Origin of the sequence: Parageobacillus sp. KH3-4, from assembly GCF_022846435.1 — a bacterium.
GTDB classification, from domain to species: domain Bacteria; phylum Bacillota; class Bacilli; order Bacillales; family Anoxybacillaceae; genus Parageobacillus; species Parageobacillus thermoglucosidasius_A.
In genome coordinates this window covers 3,113,537-3,129,815 of sequence record NZ_AP025627.1, presented here as the reverse complement: position 1 = coordinate 3,129,815, position 16,279 = coordinate 3,113,537, and the positions used below count along the sequence as shown (strand labels likewise).

At 45.7% G+C, this 16,279-nt stretch carries 18 protein-coding genes and 1 riboswitch; of the genes, 16 read left to right on the top strand and 2 right to left on the bottom strand.

What is annotated here, in order from left to right; all coding sequences use genetic code 11:
* Window positions 1-100 precede the first annotated feature (100 nt).
* Window positions 101-1,306 (bottom strand): methyl acetate hydrolase AcmB, encoded by a 1,206-nt coding sequence (acmB, locus tag MWM02_RS15745; RefSeq protein ID WP_064552611.1) that lies wholly within the window; start codon window positions 1,304-1,306, stop codon window positions 101-103.
* A gap of 340 nt (window positions 1,307-1,646) precedes the next feature.
* On the opposite strand from acmB, the gene MWM02_RS15740 reads away from it, so the two are divergent.
* From MWM02_RS15740 to MWM02_RS15730, 3 genes are all read left to right on the top strand, one after another.
* The gene (locus tag MWM02_RS15740) at window positions 1,647-2,177 is read left to right on the top strand and encodes a YfiT family bacillithiol transferase (RefSeq protein WP_064552610.1); all 531 of its coding nucleotides are present in this window, start codon (window positions 1,647-1,649) and stop codon (window positions 2,175-2,177) included.
* A gap of 22 nt (window positions 2,178-2,199) precedes the next feature.
* Window positions 2,200-2,367 carry a hypothetical protein gene (locus MWM02_RS15735; protein ID WP_244403655.1) on the top strand — a complete coding sequence of 56 codons (168 nt, stop codon included), beginning with the start codon at window positions 2,200-2,202 and terminating at the stop codon, window positions 2,365-2,367.
* Between the two features lie 201 nt (window positions 2,368-2,568).
* On the top strand, window positions 2,569-3,759 hold the full coding sequence (locus tag MWM02_RS15730) for an MFS transporter (protein WP_064552608.1): 1,191 nt from the start codon (window positions 2,569-2,571) through the stop codon (window positions 3,757-3,759).
* A gap of 32 nt (window positions 3,760-3,791) precedes the next feature.
* On the opposite strand, the gene MWM02_RS15725 is transcribed toward MWM02_RS15730, so the two are convergent.
* Complete coding sequence (locus MWM02_RS15725) at window positions 3,792-4,976, bottom strand: class I SAM-dependent rRNA methyltransferase (protein ID WP_064552607.1); 1,185 nt, start codon at window positions 4,974-4,976, stop codon at window positions 3,792-3,794.
* Window positions 4,977-5,065: 89 nt separating this feature from the next.
* Between MWM02_RS15725 and MWM02_RS15720 the strand changes: the two genes are divergently transcribed.
* From MWM02_RS15720 to MWM02_RS15660, 13 genes are all read left to right on the top strand, one after another.
* Complete coding sequence (locus MWM02_RS15720) at window positions 5,066-5,302, top strand: hypothetical protein (RefSeq protein ID WP_244402407.1); 237 nt, start codon at window positions 5,066-5,068, stop codon at window positions 5,300-5,302.
* A 71-nt stretch (window positions 5,303-5,373) separates the two neighbouring features.
* Window positions 5,374-5,481, top strand: a riboswitch (TPP riboswitch).
* 99 nt (window positions 5,482-5,580) lie between these two features.
* The gene (gene tenA, locus MWM02_RS15715) at window positions 5,581-6,279 is read left to right on the top strand and encodes a thiaminase II (RefSeq protein ID WP_064552605.1); all 699 of its coding nucleotides are present in this window, start codon (window positions 5,581-5,583) and stop codon (window positions 6,277-6,279) included.
* Window positions 6,263-6,853 carry an ECF transporter S component gene (locus MWM02_RS15710; protein WP_064552604.1) on the top strand — a complete coding sequence of 197 codons (591 nt, stop codon included), beginning with the start codon at window positions 6,263-6,265 and terminating at the stop codon, window positions 6,851-6,853. The genes tenA and MWM02_RS15710 overlap by 17 nt, the downstream gene beginning before the upstream one ends.
* A gap of 18 nt (window positions 6,854-6,871) precedes the next feature.
* A complete protein-coding gene (locus tag MWM02_RS15705) occupies window positions 6,872-8,332 on the top strand; it encodes an ABC transporter ATP-binding protein (RefSeq protein ID WP_244402406.1) in 1,461 nt (486 codons plus the stop codon).
* A 6-nt stretch (window positions 8,333-8,338) separates the two neighbouring features.
* The gene (locus tag MWM02_RS15700; protein ID WP_064552602.1) at window positions 8,339-9,121 is read left to right on the top strand and encodes an energy-coupling factor transporter transmembrane component T family protein; all 783 of its coding nucleotides are present in this window, start codon (window positions 8,339-8,341) and stop codon (window positions 9,119-9,121) included.
* A 10-nt stretch (window positions 9,122-9,131) separates the two neighbouring features.
* Entirely contained in the window at window positions 9,132-9,746 is a 615-nt protein-coding gene (gene tenI / locus MWM02_RS15695) for a thiazole tautomerase TenI (protein ID WP_244402405.1), read from the top strand.
* A gap of 41 nt (window positions 9,747-9,787) precedes the next feature.
* Window positions 9,788-10,918: a glycine oxidase ThiO gene (gene thiO, locus MWM02_RS15690; RefSeq protein WP_244402404.1), complete on the top strand. Its 1,131-nt coding sequence runs from the start codon at window positions 9,788-9,790 to the stop codon at window positions 10,916-10,918.
* On the top strand, window positions 10,918-11,121 hold the full coding sequence (gene thiS, locus MWM02_RS15685; RefSeq protein ID WP_064552599.1) for a sulfur carrier protein ThiS: 204 nt from the start codon (window positions 10,918-10,920) through the stop codon (window positions 11,119-11,121). Before thiO ends, thiS begins: the two co-directional genes overlap by 1 nt.
* A gap of 1 nt (window position 11,122) precedes the next feature.
* Complete coding sequence (locus MWM02_RS15680) at window positions 11,123-11,890, top strand: thiazole synthase (protein WP_064552598.1); 768 nt, start codon at window positions 11,123-11,125, stop codon at window positions 11,888-11,890.
* Window positions 11,887-12,912 (top strand): thiazole biosynthesis adenylyltransferase ThiF, encoded by a 1,026-nt coding sequence (locus MWM02_RS15675; protein ID WP_064552597.1) that lies wholly within the window; start codon window positions 11,887-11,889, stop codon window positions 12,910-12,912. Before MWM02_RS15680 ends, MWM02_RS15675 begins: the two co-directional genes overlap by 4 nt.
* Before the next feature lie 459 nt (window positions 12,913-13,371).
* Window positions 13,372-14,640 (top strand): hemolysin family protein, encoded by a 1,269-nt coding sequence (locus tag MWM02_RS15670; RefSeq protein ID WP_244402403.1) that lies wholly within the window; start codon window positions 13,372-13,374, stop codon window positions 14,638-14,640.
* 123 nt (window positions 14,641-14,763) lie between these two features.
* Window positions 14,764-15,576 carry an amino acid ABC transporter substrate-binding protein gene (locus MWM02_RS15665; RefSeq protein WP_064552595.1) on the top strand — a complete coding sequence of 271 codons (813 nt, stop codon included), beginning with the start codon at window positions 14,764-14,766 and terminating at the stop codon, window positions 15,574-15,576.
* Window positions 15,563-16,264: an amino acid ABC transporter permease gene (locus tag MWM02_RS15660; protein ID WP_064552594.1), complete on the top strand. Its 702-nt coding sequence runs from the start codon at window positions 15,563-15,565 to the stop codon at window positions 16,262-16,264. Before MWM02_RS15665 ends, MWM02_RS15660 begins: the two co-directional genes overlap by 14 nt.
* The last annotated feature ends 15 nt before the right edge of the window (window positions 16,265-16,279 follow it).

Genomic DNA, 16,279 nt, shown 5'->3' with positions numbered 1-16,279 from the left:
TGCTTGTTATTGTTTTGCGATAAGGGATAGTAGTTAGAGAATGAAGCTGGAAGCAGCAAGTCAAAATCAGAATAACGTATTGCGATTTTAGAAACTTCAATTAAGTGGCAATTTGTCCTAACCGTTTTAACGTACTATAGACCGCCGACTCGAACTCGATGAAGCCCAAGTACGAAGCCACATCTTGGAACGGGAAGATTTGCGAAGCCCAAAATCCACCAATGCCGTTCTTACGGTCGATCCAATAGAACAGGTTGGCCAGGCCAGACCACATCAACTGACCTGCTGGACGCCCTGTAGGTGTAGGATCTTCGTTTACTTGGAATGTATAAGACCACGACTTTTGCACGCCAGGGTAGAACTCACCGTCATTAGCTAGAGATGGATCAGACGAGATCCAGCCGCCGCTCTTCAATGAGCCAAGCCCGTTCTGAGCCATTTGCGCGACCGTTTCTGGTTTAAGCACACCTGCACCGTCATTTAGGATCATACGGATAAACTTCATATATTCACCAATGCTGGCGTACAAACCGTGTCCTCCCATGTCCATTTCAGGGGATTGTGGCAGGATGAGATCAGGCAGCGGTGCGATATTGCCATCTTTGGTGCGACTGTGGATGGTTGCGCGGCGTTCCATCATTGACGGCGTTAGCGTAAATCCGATGTCGTTCATGTCAAGGGGAGCAAAAATATACTCGGACATTACCTCACCCAGTCGCTTACCGCGTACGGCTTCAACAACCTTGCCAACCCAGTCGATGTTAATACCATAGTTCCAGCGTTCGCCCGGCTCGAATAGCAGCACACTTTTGATCGAGTCAAAGGTGCTGGTGAGTATGGAAGGAATCTCTTTTTGATCACGATATTTTCGATCCTCATGACTAAAGAATTCGTAACCGAAGCCGGCGGTATGGAGCATCAGCATGTTGATGGTAATGTCTGTTCTAGGTTCTCTTAGTTTGGGATGCCCGTTTTCGTCAAATCCATCGAGAACTTTAATCTCGGCAATTTCAGGCACATACTTTTTGACGGGGTCATCGAGCTTGACTTTTTCTTCTTCTACCAATTGCATCAATGCTGTACCAGTGATAGCTTTAGTGGTTGAGAAAAGAGCAAATACTGTGTCAGTAGTCATCGGTGTCTCCTTTCCAAATTCGCGTACCCCAGCCGCACCCTCGTAAATGTTGCCTTCTCGATCTGTTATCATTGCAACTACTCCAGGTACGCCTCCAGCTCTGCTTACAGCATTATTTAAGACTTTGTCAAGAGTATCTTTGAGAGCATCCTTCATGGTTTGCCTTGTCATAGCTTCGTTATTCCTCCCCTGCGATAATCTTTATAATTTTATTTATTTTTAAAATATTATATATTTTCTGGACTAAATTTATCATGTTTAGGTCGTGCTTGTCAAACTGTTTTCGCTCGAGAGATTGAAATGATCAATAAGCGAAAAAGGAAATTATGAACCAATTATTTATGAACATACATTCTCTGAAATGGAATGAAAATGGCTAAAAGTTCAATGTATATGGCTCAAGTGAAAGTAACTTGAAAAGAAACGATGTAATGATATGCCGTCTATTATTAAGCAGGATTTCTTTTATGGATATGGAATAAATAATATGTAAAAAAGGAGGAGACAAGTCATGGATGATATTCGCTATCCGATTGGCAAATTTAAAGCTCCGGAGGCATTTCGGGAAGAAGATATAAAACAATGGGTTGCCGATATTCGCCAAGCACCCGCCAAATTGCGGGAGGCGGTCAGCGGGTTAAATGAGGAACAGCTGAATACACCGTATCGCGACGGAGGGTGGACGGTTGTGCAAGTTGTGCACCATCTCGCCGACGCAAGCATGAATGCGTTTTTGCGCACGAAATGGATATTAACAGAGGACGTGCCTTCAATTAAACCGTTTGAAGAAAGCGAGTGGGCGAAAACGATAGAAGCGTGTTCATTGCCGATCGAGTCATCGCTGCAATTGCTCGAGGGACTTCATGAGCGCTGGACTCGCTTGCTTGAGTCGCTGCGCGCCGAAGATTTCGAACGGACGTTTTATCATGAAGGAACAAAAGAAACCGTTCCTTTATATGTATTAACAGCGCTATACGCATGGCACGGGAAACATCATACGGCGCAAATTACTTCGTTGCGAGAGCGAAAAGGCTGGAACTAAAGCTGCCTATAGGCAGCTCAGCTTGCCGACATTGTTGTCAAGCTGCGGCGATTATATCGCCCACAGGTTGTCTACAATTCGCGATGCGGACAACATCATCGTGCTCGATCACGGTAAGATCGTCGAACAAAGGACGCATGATGAATTGATGAAGGCGAGCGGCGCGTATTGCGAGATTATTAAAGCTTAGTACAAAATGTTGGAAGTATAGTGAGTGAAGGGGCTAACCGCACTTTTCGGTTAGCCTCTTTTCTCTTCTATGATGGAGAAAGGCAGATAGCGTGGCGAAGAAACAATGGGTTATTTCTGTCATGTCTTTGCTATTTTTATGTTATACTACAAAATATTGAGGGACACGAAATAAAAATGCAAATTGGAAGGAGGATATTTTGTGAATGTGCAACGAAGTAGCGCAGTGATAGAAGCAAAAGAAAAAATTTGGACAAAAGATTTTGTGCTAATTTGTTTAGCCAATTTTTTTGTTTTTCTCGGCTTTCAAATGACGTTGCCGACGATTCCGCTTTTTGTCGAGCATCTTGGCGGAAATGATCAGCTAATCGGTCTGGTTGTCGGGATTTTTACGTTTTCGGCGTTAATCATGCGACCGTTTGCCGGTCATGCGCTTGAGACGAAGGGACGGCGTTTCATATTTTTGTTAGGACTTGCGATATTTGTCTTTTCTGTAGGGTCATATAGCTTTATTACAAGCATCTTATTGCTCTTTATGATGAGAGTCATTCAAGGCATTGGATGGGGGTTTTCCACCACGGCGGCAGGCACGATTGCAACAGACATCATTCCTGCCAGCCGAAGAGGAGAAGGAATGGGATATTATGGCTTGTCAGGGAATTTAGCGCTTGCTTTCGGACCGTCTGCAGGGTTATTGCTTGCTGGAATTTTGTCTTTTCACCATCTTTTTTTGATTTGTGCCGCTTTAGGCTTGGCGTCACTGTTGTTTGCCGCGAATATTACATATAAAAAGGTTGAGAAACAGCAAATGCAAGCGCATCATAAATGGGATATTTATGAAAAAAGCGCGCTGGAACCGTCGATTTTACTGTTTTTCCTGACGGTAACGTTTGGGGGAATCGCATCATTTCTTCCATTGTATACAGCAGAAAAAGGAGTTTCAGGAATTCAATGGTATTTCTTGCTATACGCGCTTGCACTCATGGTGACGAGAACGTTTGCCGGGCAGTTGTATGACAAAAAAGGACACCGGGCGGTATTTATACCGGGTGCCGCATTGATTCTCATTGCCATGTTATTGTTGGCCTGGCTGCCAAGCAATGTGATTTTGTTTACCGCAGCTATTCTTTACGGGTTGGGATTTGGAACAGTACAACCGGCGCTGCAAGCATGGTCTGTCGAGAGGGCGGCAAAAAACCGCAAAGGAATGGCGAATGCGACCTTTTTCGCGTTTTTCGATTTAGGGGTTGGCGTAGGAGCGATGGTGTTTGGACAAATCGGCCACTGGTTCGGTTACTCTAGCATTTATATGACCGCCGCGCTCTCCGTGCTGATTTCTATTAGTTTTTACCTATATATCTTGCATAGAAATAAAAAAATGCGAAACGCTTAGGACAAGTGATAATCCTAAGCGTTTTCTACTATTTACCTGCGCGAGCGCACTTCGTAAATGGCAAATTTTAAATAATCGCCTTCGTCGGCGGCAAGCAGCTTCGGATGGTCGTAGCCGGCGCCGCTCCAGTACACTTGCCGCAAAATTTTCTTCGCGTCAAACGCCGCTTCTGCGATCATCGCTTGGAACAAATCGGCGTGAACATGATACGAGCAGCTGGCGGTGACGAAAAAGCCGCCATCTTTGACAAGCTTTAAGCCGTTTAAGTTAATGTCTTTATAGCCGCGCAACGCTTTCGGAACGGCTTGTGCCGATTTCGCAAACGCCGGCGGGTCAATGATGACGACATCCCATTTCTTTCCGTCGCGAACTGCTTCGCGCAAATAATCGAAGGCATTGGCGACGACAAAATCGACGTTGGTAAAGCCGTTTAGCGCCGCATTGCGCTTTGCAGTTTCAATAGCGTGTTCGGAAATATCGACCGCGGTGACGTGTTTCGCTCCATATAAGCACGCATTGAGCATAAACGAACCGGTATGAGTAAAACAATCGAGCACCGTTGTATCGCTGTTAATAAGCGGTTTAATCGCCGCGCGGTTTTGTCTTTGGTCGAAGAAAAATCCCGTCTTTTGCCCGTTTTCAATGTCAACGATATATTTGACGCCGTTTTCTTCAATCAGCACTTCCGTTTCCGACTCGCCGTACCAAAAGCCTTTTTCTTGAGGCAATCCTTCCAGCTCGCGGACATACACGTCATTGCGCAAATAAATCGCTTTTGGCTGAAAAACTTCCAGCAAGCCGCGCAAAATCCAGTCTTTCCGTTTTTCCATTCCAAGAGAAAGAATTTGCGCGACAAGCACGTCTTCGTATTTATCGACGATCAGCCCCGGCAAAAAGTCGGCTTCGCCGTAAATGGCACGGCATGAGCGAACGCCGGGAATCATTCGCTGGCGGTACTCCCATGCTTTGCGGATTCGGGCGACAAACAATTGTTCATTTAGCTCTTCATCGGGATTTTGTGTCAAAACGCGCACAATAATTTGCGATTTCGGGTTAATATAGCCCTTTGCCAAAAAGTAGCGTTGATGATTGTATACATCGACAAAATCGCCTGGCTCAAAATCACCTTCAATATAATCGACTTCGCTTTGAAAAATCCACGGATGTCCTTGTTCTAACCGTTTTTTCCGCTTTCGTTTTAAAAATACGTTTGCCACGTTCTCCACTCCATTATGATGATGTAGTCGTTTGCTTTTTCTATGATACAGAATTGCGGCAAAAGAAGCAATGTGGACAGCGTGTCAACATGCGGGGATATAGATCAGATGATCGCAGCGGCAGGTTGGGGATTGAGAAAGCAAGTAAAAGCGCATTGGATTGGCATAGGGAATACGATTATCGGCAACGACAGATGGCCAGTCTGAAAACGATCGTCGGTGTAAAAATTCAAGCATATGCAGCGGTGAAGCGCCTGACGAACGCGGCAGGGCGCGAAGGGGAAACGCGTTATATAGGCGATGTGGCGAAAATTTCGGATGCGTAGCCGAAAAAGGGTTGACAATGATATTCACAGTGATATGATATACTCAAATAAGAAAATTTCATAGCGGACGCACAATCCACTAGGGGGGCCTTCAGAAAGGCTGAGATCAAAGTGTGCCTTTGAGACCCTTAGAACCTGATCTGGGTAATACCAGCGTAGGGAAGTGGAGTGGCGCAGTCGTGGTTTTTCCGTGTTTTTTGGCGACTAGTGTTTAACACCACTTTCTTTGCGCTTTTGTAAAGGAAGTGGTGTTTATTTTTTTAAAAGGGGAGATAAAGATGTCGTTTGCGATGGAATTGCGGAAAAAGGCCGACACCATTTGGCAGGCAAGTTTTGAACATCCTTTTGTGAGAGAGTTGGGGGAAGGGACGCTAGACCTTGTTCGTTTTCGTTATTATGTCATGCAAGATGCATATTATTTGCGCCATTTTGCGAGAGTGCAAGCGCTTGGAGCGGCGAAGTCTCCGGATTTGGCGACAACCGCACGCATGGCGCATCATGCCCAAAGCACATGTGAAGCGGAATTATCTTTGCATGAGACGTTTGCCGAGCTGCTTGGGATCACGGAAGAAGAGAAAGCGTCATTTATTCCGGCCCCAACCGCATACGCATATACGTCGCATATGTACCGGGCTGCGTACGAAGGACATCTAGGAGATGTGATTGCAGCGATTTTGCCGTGCTATTGGCTCTATTATGAAATTGGCGAGAGATTAAAAGATTGCCAGCCAGAAGAGCCAATCTATCAGAAATGGATTGGAACATACAGCTCCGAATGGTTTCGCGGCCTAGTGAAAGAGCAAATCGCCCGTTTGGATGCGATCGCCAAAGCAGTTACCGAATCTGATCGCAAGCGGATGGAGCAGCATTTTCTTATTAGCAGTGAATATGAGTACGAATTTTGGGAAATGGCATATCGTTTAGAAACATGGCCATCAGCAAGAAAGGAGATAAGAGAACATGCCAGCAACAACTAAAGGATTGAGGCTCGTTGATATTTTAACGACAATTGTGATTGCTGTCGTTTTTGGGATCATCTATAAAATTTGGGGGCCGCTTTATTACTCTGTTAAGCCACTCGGCTTCCATATTGATCAATTGATTTACGGCATGTGGTTTATCGCTGCGTCGGTGGCGTACTTGTTGATTCGTAAACCGGGCGTCGCGCTATTGGCGGAAATTGCTGCTTCTTCTGGAGAATTGATTATGGGTTCCGAATGGGGGTTAGAAGTGCTCATTTACGGAGTTGTGCAAGGACTTTTAGCGGAAGCAGTGTTTGCCGCATTTCGCTATAAACGATTTGACGCGTTGGTCGTGTCGCTTGGAGCGATTGGCTCGACGATCGGTTCGCTTGTGATGGATTTTTACAAAGGGTATATTGAAGCACTGGCTCCTTGGAACTTGGCGTTATTCCTTATCGCCCGCTTTATTGGCGCGATTGTCATTTCTGGTGTTTTCGCTGCTTCGCTAGTAAAGGCGTTGGAAAAAACGGGAGTGGTACAAATGCTGCGTCCAGCTTCAAAAGATGATTACGACGCGCTTGATCGTTAAAAAGGTGGCGTGCGAACGATGAAACCGATAGCTTCTGTGGAACGGTTGCGCTTGAAATTTCCTGGGAAAGATACGCTGTTATTCAAAGATTTATCGATCACATTTTACGAAGGAGAAAAAGTGTTGTTGCTCGGTCCATCCGGGTGCGGAAAATCGACATTGTTGCAAGTGCTGTCTGGCTTGATTCCGCATTCAATCGACGTTCCGATGAAAGCGGAACGGGTGCAGCTTCCCGATCATTGGGGTTATGTCTTTCAAGATCCTGATTCACAATTTTGCATGCCGTTTGTCGATGAAGAGATTGCCTTTGCGCTTGAAAACATCGGTGTGCCGCGCGAACAGATGAAAGAGAGGATCGAAAATCTGCTAGAAGCGGTTGGGCTTTTTGTCGATCCACATACTGATATTCATACGTTATCGGGAGGGATGAAGCAGCGGCTCGCCCTTGCTTCCGCGCTCGCGTTAGAGCCGGATGTGCTGTTTTTGGACGAACCGACGGCGATGATTGACGAAGAAGGGACGAAAGCGATTTGGCAGACGGTCAAACAAATCGCTCGCGACAAAACAGTGATCATCGTCGAACATAAAATCGATCATGTGCTTGATTTCGTCGATCGGATTATTTTATTGAACGATCAAGGCAAGATCATTGCTGATGGTCAAGCGCAAACGGTGTTTTCTAATTATAAAGACGTCATTGCTTCCCAAGGCATTTGGCATCCTGGCGTCTGGGATGAATATATAGCGAAGCGGCAATACCGGCGGGCGGCCGTCCAACAAGAGAAAATGATTCATCTTCGCCAATTTCGTGGATACCGCCTGCGCGATGTAAAAATACGCGTCGATGAAGCGACTGTGCGTGCGGGGGAATGGATTGCCATTACCGGCAAAAACGGTGCCGGGAAAAGCACGTTGTTGCACGCGTTGATGAAACTGATCCGCACAGACGGAACATATGAGTTATACGGAGAAGACAGCAAGCGGCTGAAACAGCTTCATCGTTTGATTGCGTTTGTCTTTCAAAATCCGGAATTTCAGTTTGTCGCTAATTCCGTGCGGGAGGAGATTGCATATTCGCTTCGTTTGGAAAAACGAAGTGAAGAGGAAATTACAGAAACGGTTGAACAATTGCTGCGTCGCTTCCACCTTTGGGAACAGCAAAATCAACATCCATATCAGCTTTCGATGGGACAAAAACGCCGTTTAAGCGTAGCTGCTTCGATTGTAAGTGGACAGCGAATTTTCCTGCTCGATGAGCCGACGTTTGGGCAAGACGCGAAAAATACGTTTGCGCTGCTTGAACTGTTGGAATCATATCGCGAGCAAGGGGCAGCGATTATGATGGTCACCCATGACGAAAACATCGTCAAACATTTCGCGACAAGAAGATGGGTGATTGAAGACGGGCGGCTTGTGAAAGATGAACCCATTTTGCAACATCCATCCAAAGCGGCGGTGCTGTCCGTGCAGGGGGAATAGACACCAATGAAATGGAACATTCATTATCGAGAAACGTGGCTGCATCATACGAATCCGAGCTTAAAACTGATTGTGCTCATTTTGTTGTTTATCGGTGTGTTGTTCATGCACAATCCAAATGTTTTAATCAATTTTTCGTTCGGACTTCTCTTGTTATTTATCCTGTATACCGGCTATCCATGGAAGTTTTTGTTGCTGTTATTTTTGCCGTTTTTTCTTGTGTTTGTTTCGACCGCGTCATCGATGATTTTGTTTGGCGAGGGTAAGACGACGTGGTTTCGCTGGGGGCTTATACATGTGACGGAAGAAAGTTTTTTGCGCGGAATGCATCTTGGATTTCGCGCGCTTTCGTTCGCGCTCCTTGGGCTTTTGTTTTCGCTGACGACAAGGCCGGTCCGCTTATTTTACTCGCTGATGCAGCAGTTAAAATTAAAGCCAAAATACGCTTACAGCTTTTTAGCCGGCGTCCGCTTAATCCCGATTATGATCGAGGAATTTCAAACGGTGAGAAACGCTCTAAAGGTAAGGGGGGGTGTAAATAATGGGCTGTTTGAAAAAATGAAGCGGTATGCGATTCCGCTTTTATCACAAAGCATCCGCCGCGCTCAGCGCATTGCTGTTGCGATGGAAGCAAAGCGTTTTTCGGACGGCGCCAAGCGGACGTTTTATTACGAAATCGGGTTTGGCAAACACGATATCGTGCTTGTTGTTGTTTTTATCGTGGTGACGGCAACAGCTTATTACGTGGGAGTTCATTATCCGTACATTCCGGTGGAAGATGTGCGGTAGAAAGCAAGGGATGAAAGTGGAACGACAGCTTCACATTATTTCGACAGGCAAACAGCCTTTAGAGCAATTCGTTGCGATTTGCGCCCGCGTTCATCCGTATGTGGACGTGATTCATGTGCGGGAAAAAATGAAAACAGCGCGGGAAATTTCCGAGTTTCTCACCGCGTTGATCAGGCGAGGAATACCACCTAAAAAAATCGTTGTCAACGATCGAATTGACGTGGCAGTTGTTTTTGGAGTAAAAGGAGTCCAGCTTGCGCATCATAGTTTGCCGGTGCGGCAAGTGAAACGGCATTTTCCCTCGCTGTCTGTCGGCTGTTCAGTCCATTCGCTTGAAGAAGCGATGGAAGCGGAAAAAAGCGGCGCTGATTATTGCATATACGGCCACGTCTTTCCAACGGCAAGCAAGCTAGGAGAGCCGCCGCGCGGAATAGAGTCATTGCAAAATGTCGTCCATCATGTGAATATTCCTGTTATTGCGATTGGCGGCATCTGTTCTGATAATGCGGAGCAAGTGCTGCAAGCCGGCGCGCATGGGATTGCCGTCATGTCAGCGGTATTTTGTGCTAAAGATCCAGTTGGCGAAGCGAAAAAACTTGCGAAAATCGTAAAGAAAATGGCATGAATGCGAAAGAAAACGTTACCAAAAAAGGAGAGGGGATTTAAATGGAACGTCACCATTATGATGTCGCGATTGTCGGCGGCGGAATTATTGGCGCTTCCATCGCCTTCCAGTTGGCGAAACGCCATTTCCGTGTCGGCGTGTTTGAAAAAGGGCGGATGGCGAGCCAAGCGTCTAGCGCGGCAGCAGGAATGCTTGGCGCGCAGTCTGAATTTGCCGAAGAGAGCCCGCTCATTCCGCTTGCGCTAAAAAGTCGGGCGATGGTTCCACAGCTTGCGGAGGAATTAAAAGAACTTACCGGAATCGACATTGGGCTTGTGCAGAAAGGCATGTTGAAAGTGGCAGTGACGGAGGAAGAAGCAGCGGCTCTTCGCCGCCATTACGAATTTTGGCGGAATACCGATGATCCGGTGCGATGGCTGTCCGGTGCCGAATTAGCGGAAATGGAGCCGCGCGTTTCCCGCGATTTAACGGGCGTTATGTATATTCCATCAGACGGGCAGGTGAGCGCTCCAGATTTTGCTCTTGCCTTTGCGAACGCTTCGATTGCCTATGGGGCAAAATGGCATGAGTATACGGAATTCATCGATTTACAGCGTGAAAATCATTCTTATGTAATCCATACCAATCACGGTGAGATCGCAGCAGATGCCGTGGTGGTGGCGGCGGGAGCATGGTCTTCGCGGGTGCTTGAAAAAACGGGCATTTCGCTGCCAATACATCCGGTCAAGGGGGAATGTCTTTTGGTCAAAACGGAAAAACCGCTCATTCAGGCGACCGTATTTGCGAAAAACGGCTGCTATATCGTTCCGAAGCGAGAAAATCGGTTGCTGATCGGGGCGACGTCGATGCCGCACACATTTGACCGAAAAGTCTCGATTCAAGGAATAATGAGTTTGCTTGAACGGGCGCAGCGCCTTCTTCCCGAACTGAAAAATGCCGAATGGGAAAAAGCGTGGAGCGGAACCCGTCCGCAAACGGGAGATGGATTGCCGTACATAGGAAAACATCCCCGCTACGAGCGCGTCTGGGTTGCCACTGGCCATTATCGGAACGGGATTTTGTTAAGCCCGATCACCGGCGTATTGTTGGCAGATCTCATTGAAGGAAAAGAAAGCGAAATCGATCTTGCTCCATTTTCGCTTACACGATATCAAGCAAAGGTGGGAAGATAATGGAACTGATGATTAACGGCGAATCGATCCAGGTTCCAAATGAAGTGAAAACGGTCAGCGATTTGCTCGCCCATTTTCAATTGAATAAAAAAATCGCGGTTGTGGAAGTAAACTTAACGATTATCCCAAAACAGCAATATGAGACAACAACGTTATGCAACGGCGATAAAGTCGAAATCGTTCATTTTGTGGGAGGCGGTTGATATGTTAAAAATCGGACCATATGAATTTCAATCAAGACTGTTGCTCGGAACAGGAAAATATCCAAATATGGAAGTGCAAAAGCAAGCGGTCGAAGTGTCAGGAGCGGAAATTTTAACGTTTGCTGTACGGCGGATGAACATTTTTGAACCAAACCAACCGAATTTTTTGGAAAATTTAGATCTGACAAAATATAAGCTTCTTCCGAATACGGCTGGGGCGAAAACAGCCGAGGAGGCGGTGCGAATCGCACGGCTCGCCAAAGCGTCGGGATTATGTGATATGATAAAAGTGGAAGTGATCGGCTGTGAAAAAACATTGCTTCCGGACCCAGTCGAGACGTTAAAGGCGGCAGAGATATTGTTGAAAGAAGGCTTTATCGTTCTTCCATATACTTCTGATGACGTCGTGCTCGCAAAACGGCTGCAAGAGCTTGGCTGCCATGCGGTTATGCCGGGAGCTTCTCCGATCGGTTCCGGGCAGGGCATTGTCAATCCGTTAAACTTAAGCCTCATTATTGAGCAGGCGACCGTCCCAGTGATTGTTGACGCTGGAATTGGCAGCCCGGCGGATGCAGCGATGGCAATGGAGCTGGGAGCTGACGGAGTGCTGTTGAACACTGCCGTTTCCGGCGCGGCCGATCCAGTCAAAATGGCAAAAGCGATGAAGCTTGCCGTGGAAGCCGGACGTCTCGGCTATGAGGCAGGCAGAATTCCGAAAAAACGGTATGCAACAGCAAGTAGTCCAATGGAAGGAATGAGTGTTGTTTGAATGAACGGTATTCTCGACAAGAGTTGTTTGCACCAATCGGCGAAGAAGGGCAAAAAAAGATAGCGAAGAAACATGTGCTTGTGCTTGGCGCGGGAGCATTAGGGACAGGAAATGCGGAAGCGCTCGTGCGCGCGGGCATCGGCAAACTCACGATCGTTGACCGCGATTATGTCGAATGGAGCAATTTACAGCGCCAGCAATTATATAGCGAAGCGGACGCAAAAGAGCGCATCCCAAAAGCAATTGCTGCAAAGCGGCGGCTAGAAGAGATAAATTCCGATGTTGCGATTGATGCCATTGTCGGCGATGTAACGGGGCAGGAGCTCGAGGAGCTCGTCAGCGAGAGAAAGCCAGATCTTTTGATCGATGCGACAGATAACTTCGATACACGCATGATCATTAATGATGCCGCGTATAAATATCACATTCCGTGGATTTACGGCGCGTGTGTTGGAAGCTATGGCATCAGCTATGCGTTTATTCCGGGGAAAACCCCTTGTTTTCACTGCTTGCTTGAGACGGTGCCAGCGGGCGGTTTGACATGTGATACGGCAGGAATTATTAGTCCTGCTGTGCAAATGGTCGTCGCGTATCAAGTGGCAGAAGCGCTGAAAATTCTTGTGGAAGATTGGTCGTCGCTTCGTAATAAGCTCGTTTCGTTCGATTTATGGAAAAATCAGTATGCGGCGATTCGCGTGGATCAAGTAAAAAAAGATGATTGCCCAACTTGCGGCGCTCATCCATCGTACCCTTACCTTTCTTATGACCAACAGCCGAAAACGGCAGTGTTATGCGGACGAAATTCCGTGCAAATTCGCCCGGCTGGACAACGAAATTACGATTTGCAGGAGCTTGCCGAATTGTTTGCCAAACAAGGATTGCGCGTAGACGCCAACCCGTATCTTGTCTCTGTGCCGCTTGGAGAGCAGCGGCTTGTCGTCTTTCAAGATGGACGCGCGCTCATTCATGGGACAAAAGATGTCCAAGAGGCAAAAACCATTTATTATCGTTATTTAGGATAGGAGCTTCTATCTGCGAAGCTCCTTTTTTGTTCCGTCTCTTGCCGATGAACGGAAAATAAGAGAATGGATGCTTCCCTTCTCTTTCCTAGCAAAAGCGGCAAACGCGCGGGAAGTTAATAAAATTGTCGAAAAGTTGTATAAAATGTCTTGCGTATCGAAAAAAGCGCTATGTTACCATGATAACGGGGATGACTATTGTTAGGAGGGGCATTAAATGGAAGAATTATCCGTAACGTTAAACATTGCTTCATTGCTCGTGCTCGTGTATTTGATCGGCTCTTGTATCATCGAATCGTAACAAAACTGCAGGAATCATCCTGCAGTTTTGTTATATCATGTGGTATTTAGATGATAGGCATTTGGTGAAAAATTTGATATGATAATCATATAAATAAGTATAAGTATGAAAATCAATACTAATACAAAGCATGTTTTTTTATTTAGGAGTGTGAAGATTCTTTGGAAGAGTTGCCTCTGAGCCTGTTGGGATGGTTTTTTCTTTGTATTGTTTTGACCGCTTTCTTTTCTTCGGTGGAAACTGCATTTTCTTCAGCGAATAAAATTCGCCTGAGAAATTATGTGGAAGAAAACCACCGTGGCAGCAAGCGAGTAAATTATATCATGGAAAATTTAGACCGCGTCTTATTGACGGCGCTTGTGGCAAACAGAGTCGCAGGCATTGTTGCCGTCGCGTTTTTAGTAGACATCGCGACAACAACGCTTGGCGAACGGGCAGGTCTTATTGTTGCGGTTATCGTCATGACCGTGCTTCTTTTAATCTTCGGTGAAATTTTGCCAAAATCGATTGCGAAAGAGCATGCGGAATCATTGTCGATTCATTATGCAGCAATTGTTTATGCATTGATGAAACTGCTTTCTCCGATTACAACATTATTTAATGCCGTAAGAGATCGTGTAGTGAAATGGTTTACGAATGGAACGGTTGTTCCTGCAGTAACGGAAGAAGAGATTAAAGTAATGATTGACTTGAGTGAGGAAGAAGGCATCATTGACAACAAAGAAAAAGAATTAATTCATCGTTCGCTCGATTTTGATGAAATTTTAGTTGGTGAAATTTTCACGCCACGGGCCGATATGGTCGCGGTCGAAGTCAATCAGCCGATTGAGGAAATTCGCGATGTTTTCCTAGAGGAAAAGTATTCCCGTATACCGGTGTATGAGGAAGATATTGATAATGTGATTGGTATTTTATCGGAAAGTGACTTTTTTAGTGAGCTTGTGCAACAAAAAGAGATAAACGTTCGCGCGTTACTGCGTAAACCATTGTTCGTCGTCGAATCGATGAAAATTTCCGATCTGCTGCCGGAATTTCAAAAAAGCAAAGTGCATATGGCCATTGTTGTTGATGAGTTTGGCGGTACGGCGGGATTAATCACGCTTGAAGACATTATTGAACAAATTGTTGGAGAAATATGGGATGAGCATGATGAAGCAGTAAAAAATATTCAACAAATCGATGAAAACAGCTATGAATTTAACGCTGAACTTCCGCTGGATGAATTTTGCGAAATAATGAAAATTGATACACCGGAAAGCTCTTCCCATACGCTAGGCGGTTGGATATTCGAAATGTTCGAACGCGTTCCTAACGTTGGCGAAACGTTGCATTATGGCCCGCTTACTTTAACCGTACAACAAGTCGAAAATCGCAGAATTAGGAAAGTGCTTGTTTCATTAAATGAGCAGCCGTTAGTGGAAAATATGTAAGGAGCGAGAAGCTCCTTTTTTGTTTTGGTGTTTATCCTTTTTAACGTTTGACATCTTATGCAAATTTTTTTACTATAACATATGTCTCTAAAAACCAATCGGAATGATGGAGGTTCAAAATATATGAAAAGATTTTTTGGCAAAAGTTTGCTTCTTTTATTGACAGCTTCGATTTTGTTGTTGGCCGCATGCGGCAATCAGCAATCCAAAGAAAAATCGAGCAATCAAGAAACTGATTTGTTAGCGCAAGTGAAAAAAGAAGGAGAATTGCGCATTGGAACAGAGGGGACATATCCGCCGTTTACGTTTCATGATAAAAGCGGGAAGTTAACCGGTTTTGATGTGGATTTGGCAAGAGAAGTAGCGAAGCGTCTCGGCGTCAAGCCTGTGTTTATGGAAACACAATGGGATGCGATGTTTGCGGGATTGGACGCAAAACGGTTTGACATGATTGCCAACGAAGTCGGAATTCGCCGAGACCGGCAACAGAAATATGATTTTTCTGATCCGTATATTACTTCTATGGCGGTGTTAGTCGTCCATAAAGATAACAATAAAGTATCTAAATTTGAAGACATAAAAGGGCTAAAAGCGGCACAATCGATGACAAGCAATTTTGCGGATTTAGCGCGGTCGTACGGCGCGCAGATTGTTGGTGTGGAAGGATTTAATCAAGCGGTCGAATTGTTAAGTTCTAAGCGGGTGGACGTTACCATTAACGATAACCTATCCGTTCTTGATTTCTTGAAACAAAAGCCAGACGCGCCAATTAAAATTGTGGCAAAGCACAGTGATGCATCTCAAAGCGGGTTTATGTTCCGCAAAGGCAGCGAAACGTTGGTGGAAGCTGTGAATAAAGCGTTAGAAGACATGAAAAAAGACGGCACATACGCCAAAATTTCCGAGAAATGGTTTGGTGAAGATGTATCTAAATAATGTGATGATGGACCCTGAACGGGTAGACCGATTAGTATCTATCGCGCAGAGTTCCCTTCTCCCGCTGGTGAAGGGGGCTTTGTATTATACGATTCCACTGACGATTATTACGTTTACCATTGGATTAATATTGGCGATTGCCACAGCATTGGCGCGCATTTCTGGAGTAAAAGTATTAGAAATCATTGCGAGAATATACGTATCGGCCATCCGCGGAACACCGCTGCTTGTCCAGTTGTTTATTATCTTTTACGGCCTGCCGAACATCGGCATTACGATTCCTTCGTTTCCTGCGGCCATCATTGGCTTTTCGTTAAACGTCGGTGCGTATGCTTCAGAGATTATCCGCGCCGCTATCTTATCGATTCCGAAAGGGCAATGGGAAGCGGCGTATTCATTAGGAATGACGTCGGGACAGGCATTGCGCCGAGTAATATTTCCGCAAGCGGCCCGTGTGTCGATTCCACCGCTGTCAAATACGTTTATCAGTTTAGTCAAAGATACATCGCTTGCATCGCTCATCCTTGTTTCGGAAATGTTTCGCAAAGCGCAGGAAATTGCCTCGACGAACTATGAATTCTTGTTGTTATATACTGAAGCGGCAATCATTTATTGGATTATTTGCTTTCTACTATCAATTGTGCAAAACCGAGTCGAAGAGCGTTTAAATCGTTACATTGCACGATAGCGATAAGGAGATACG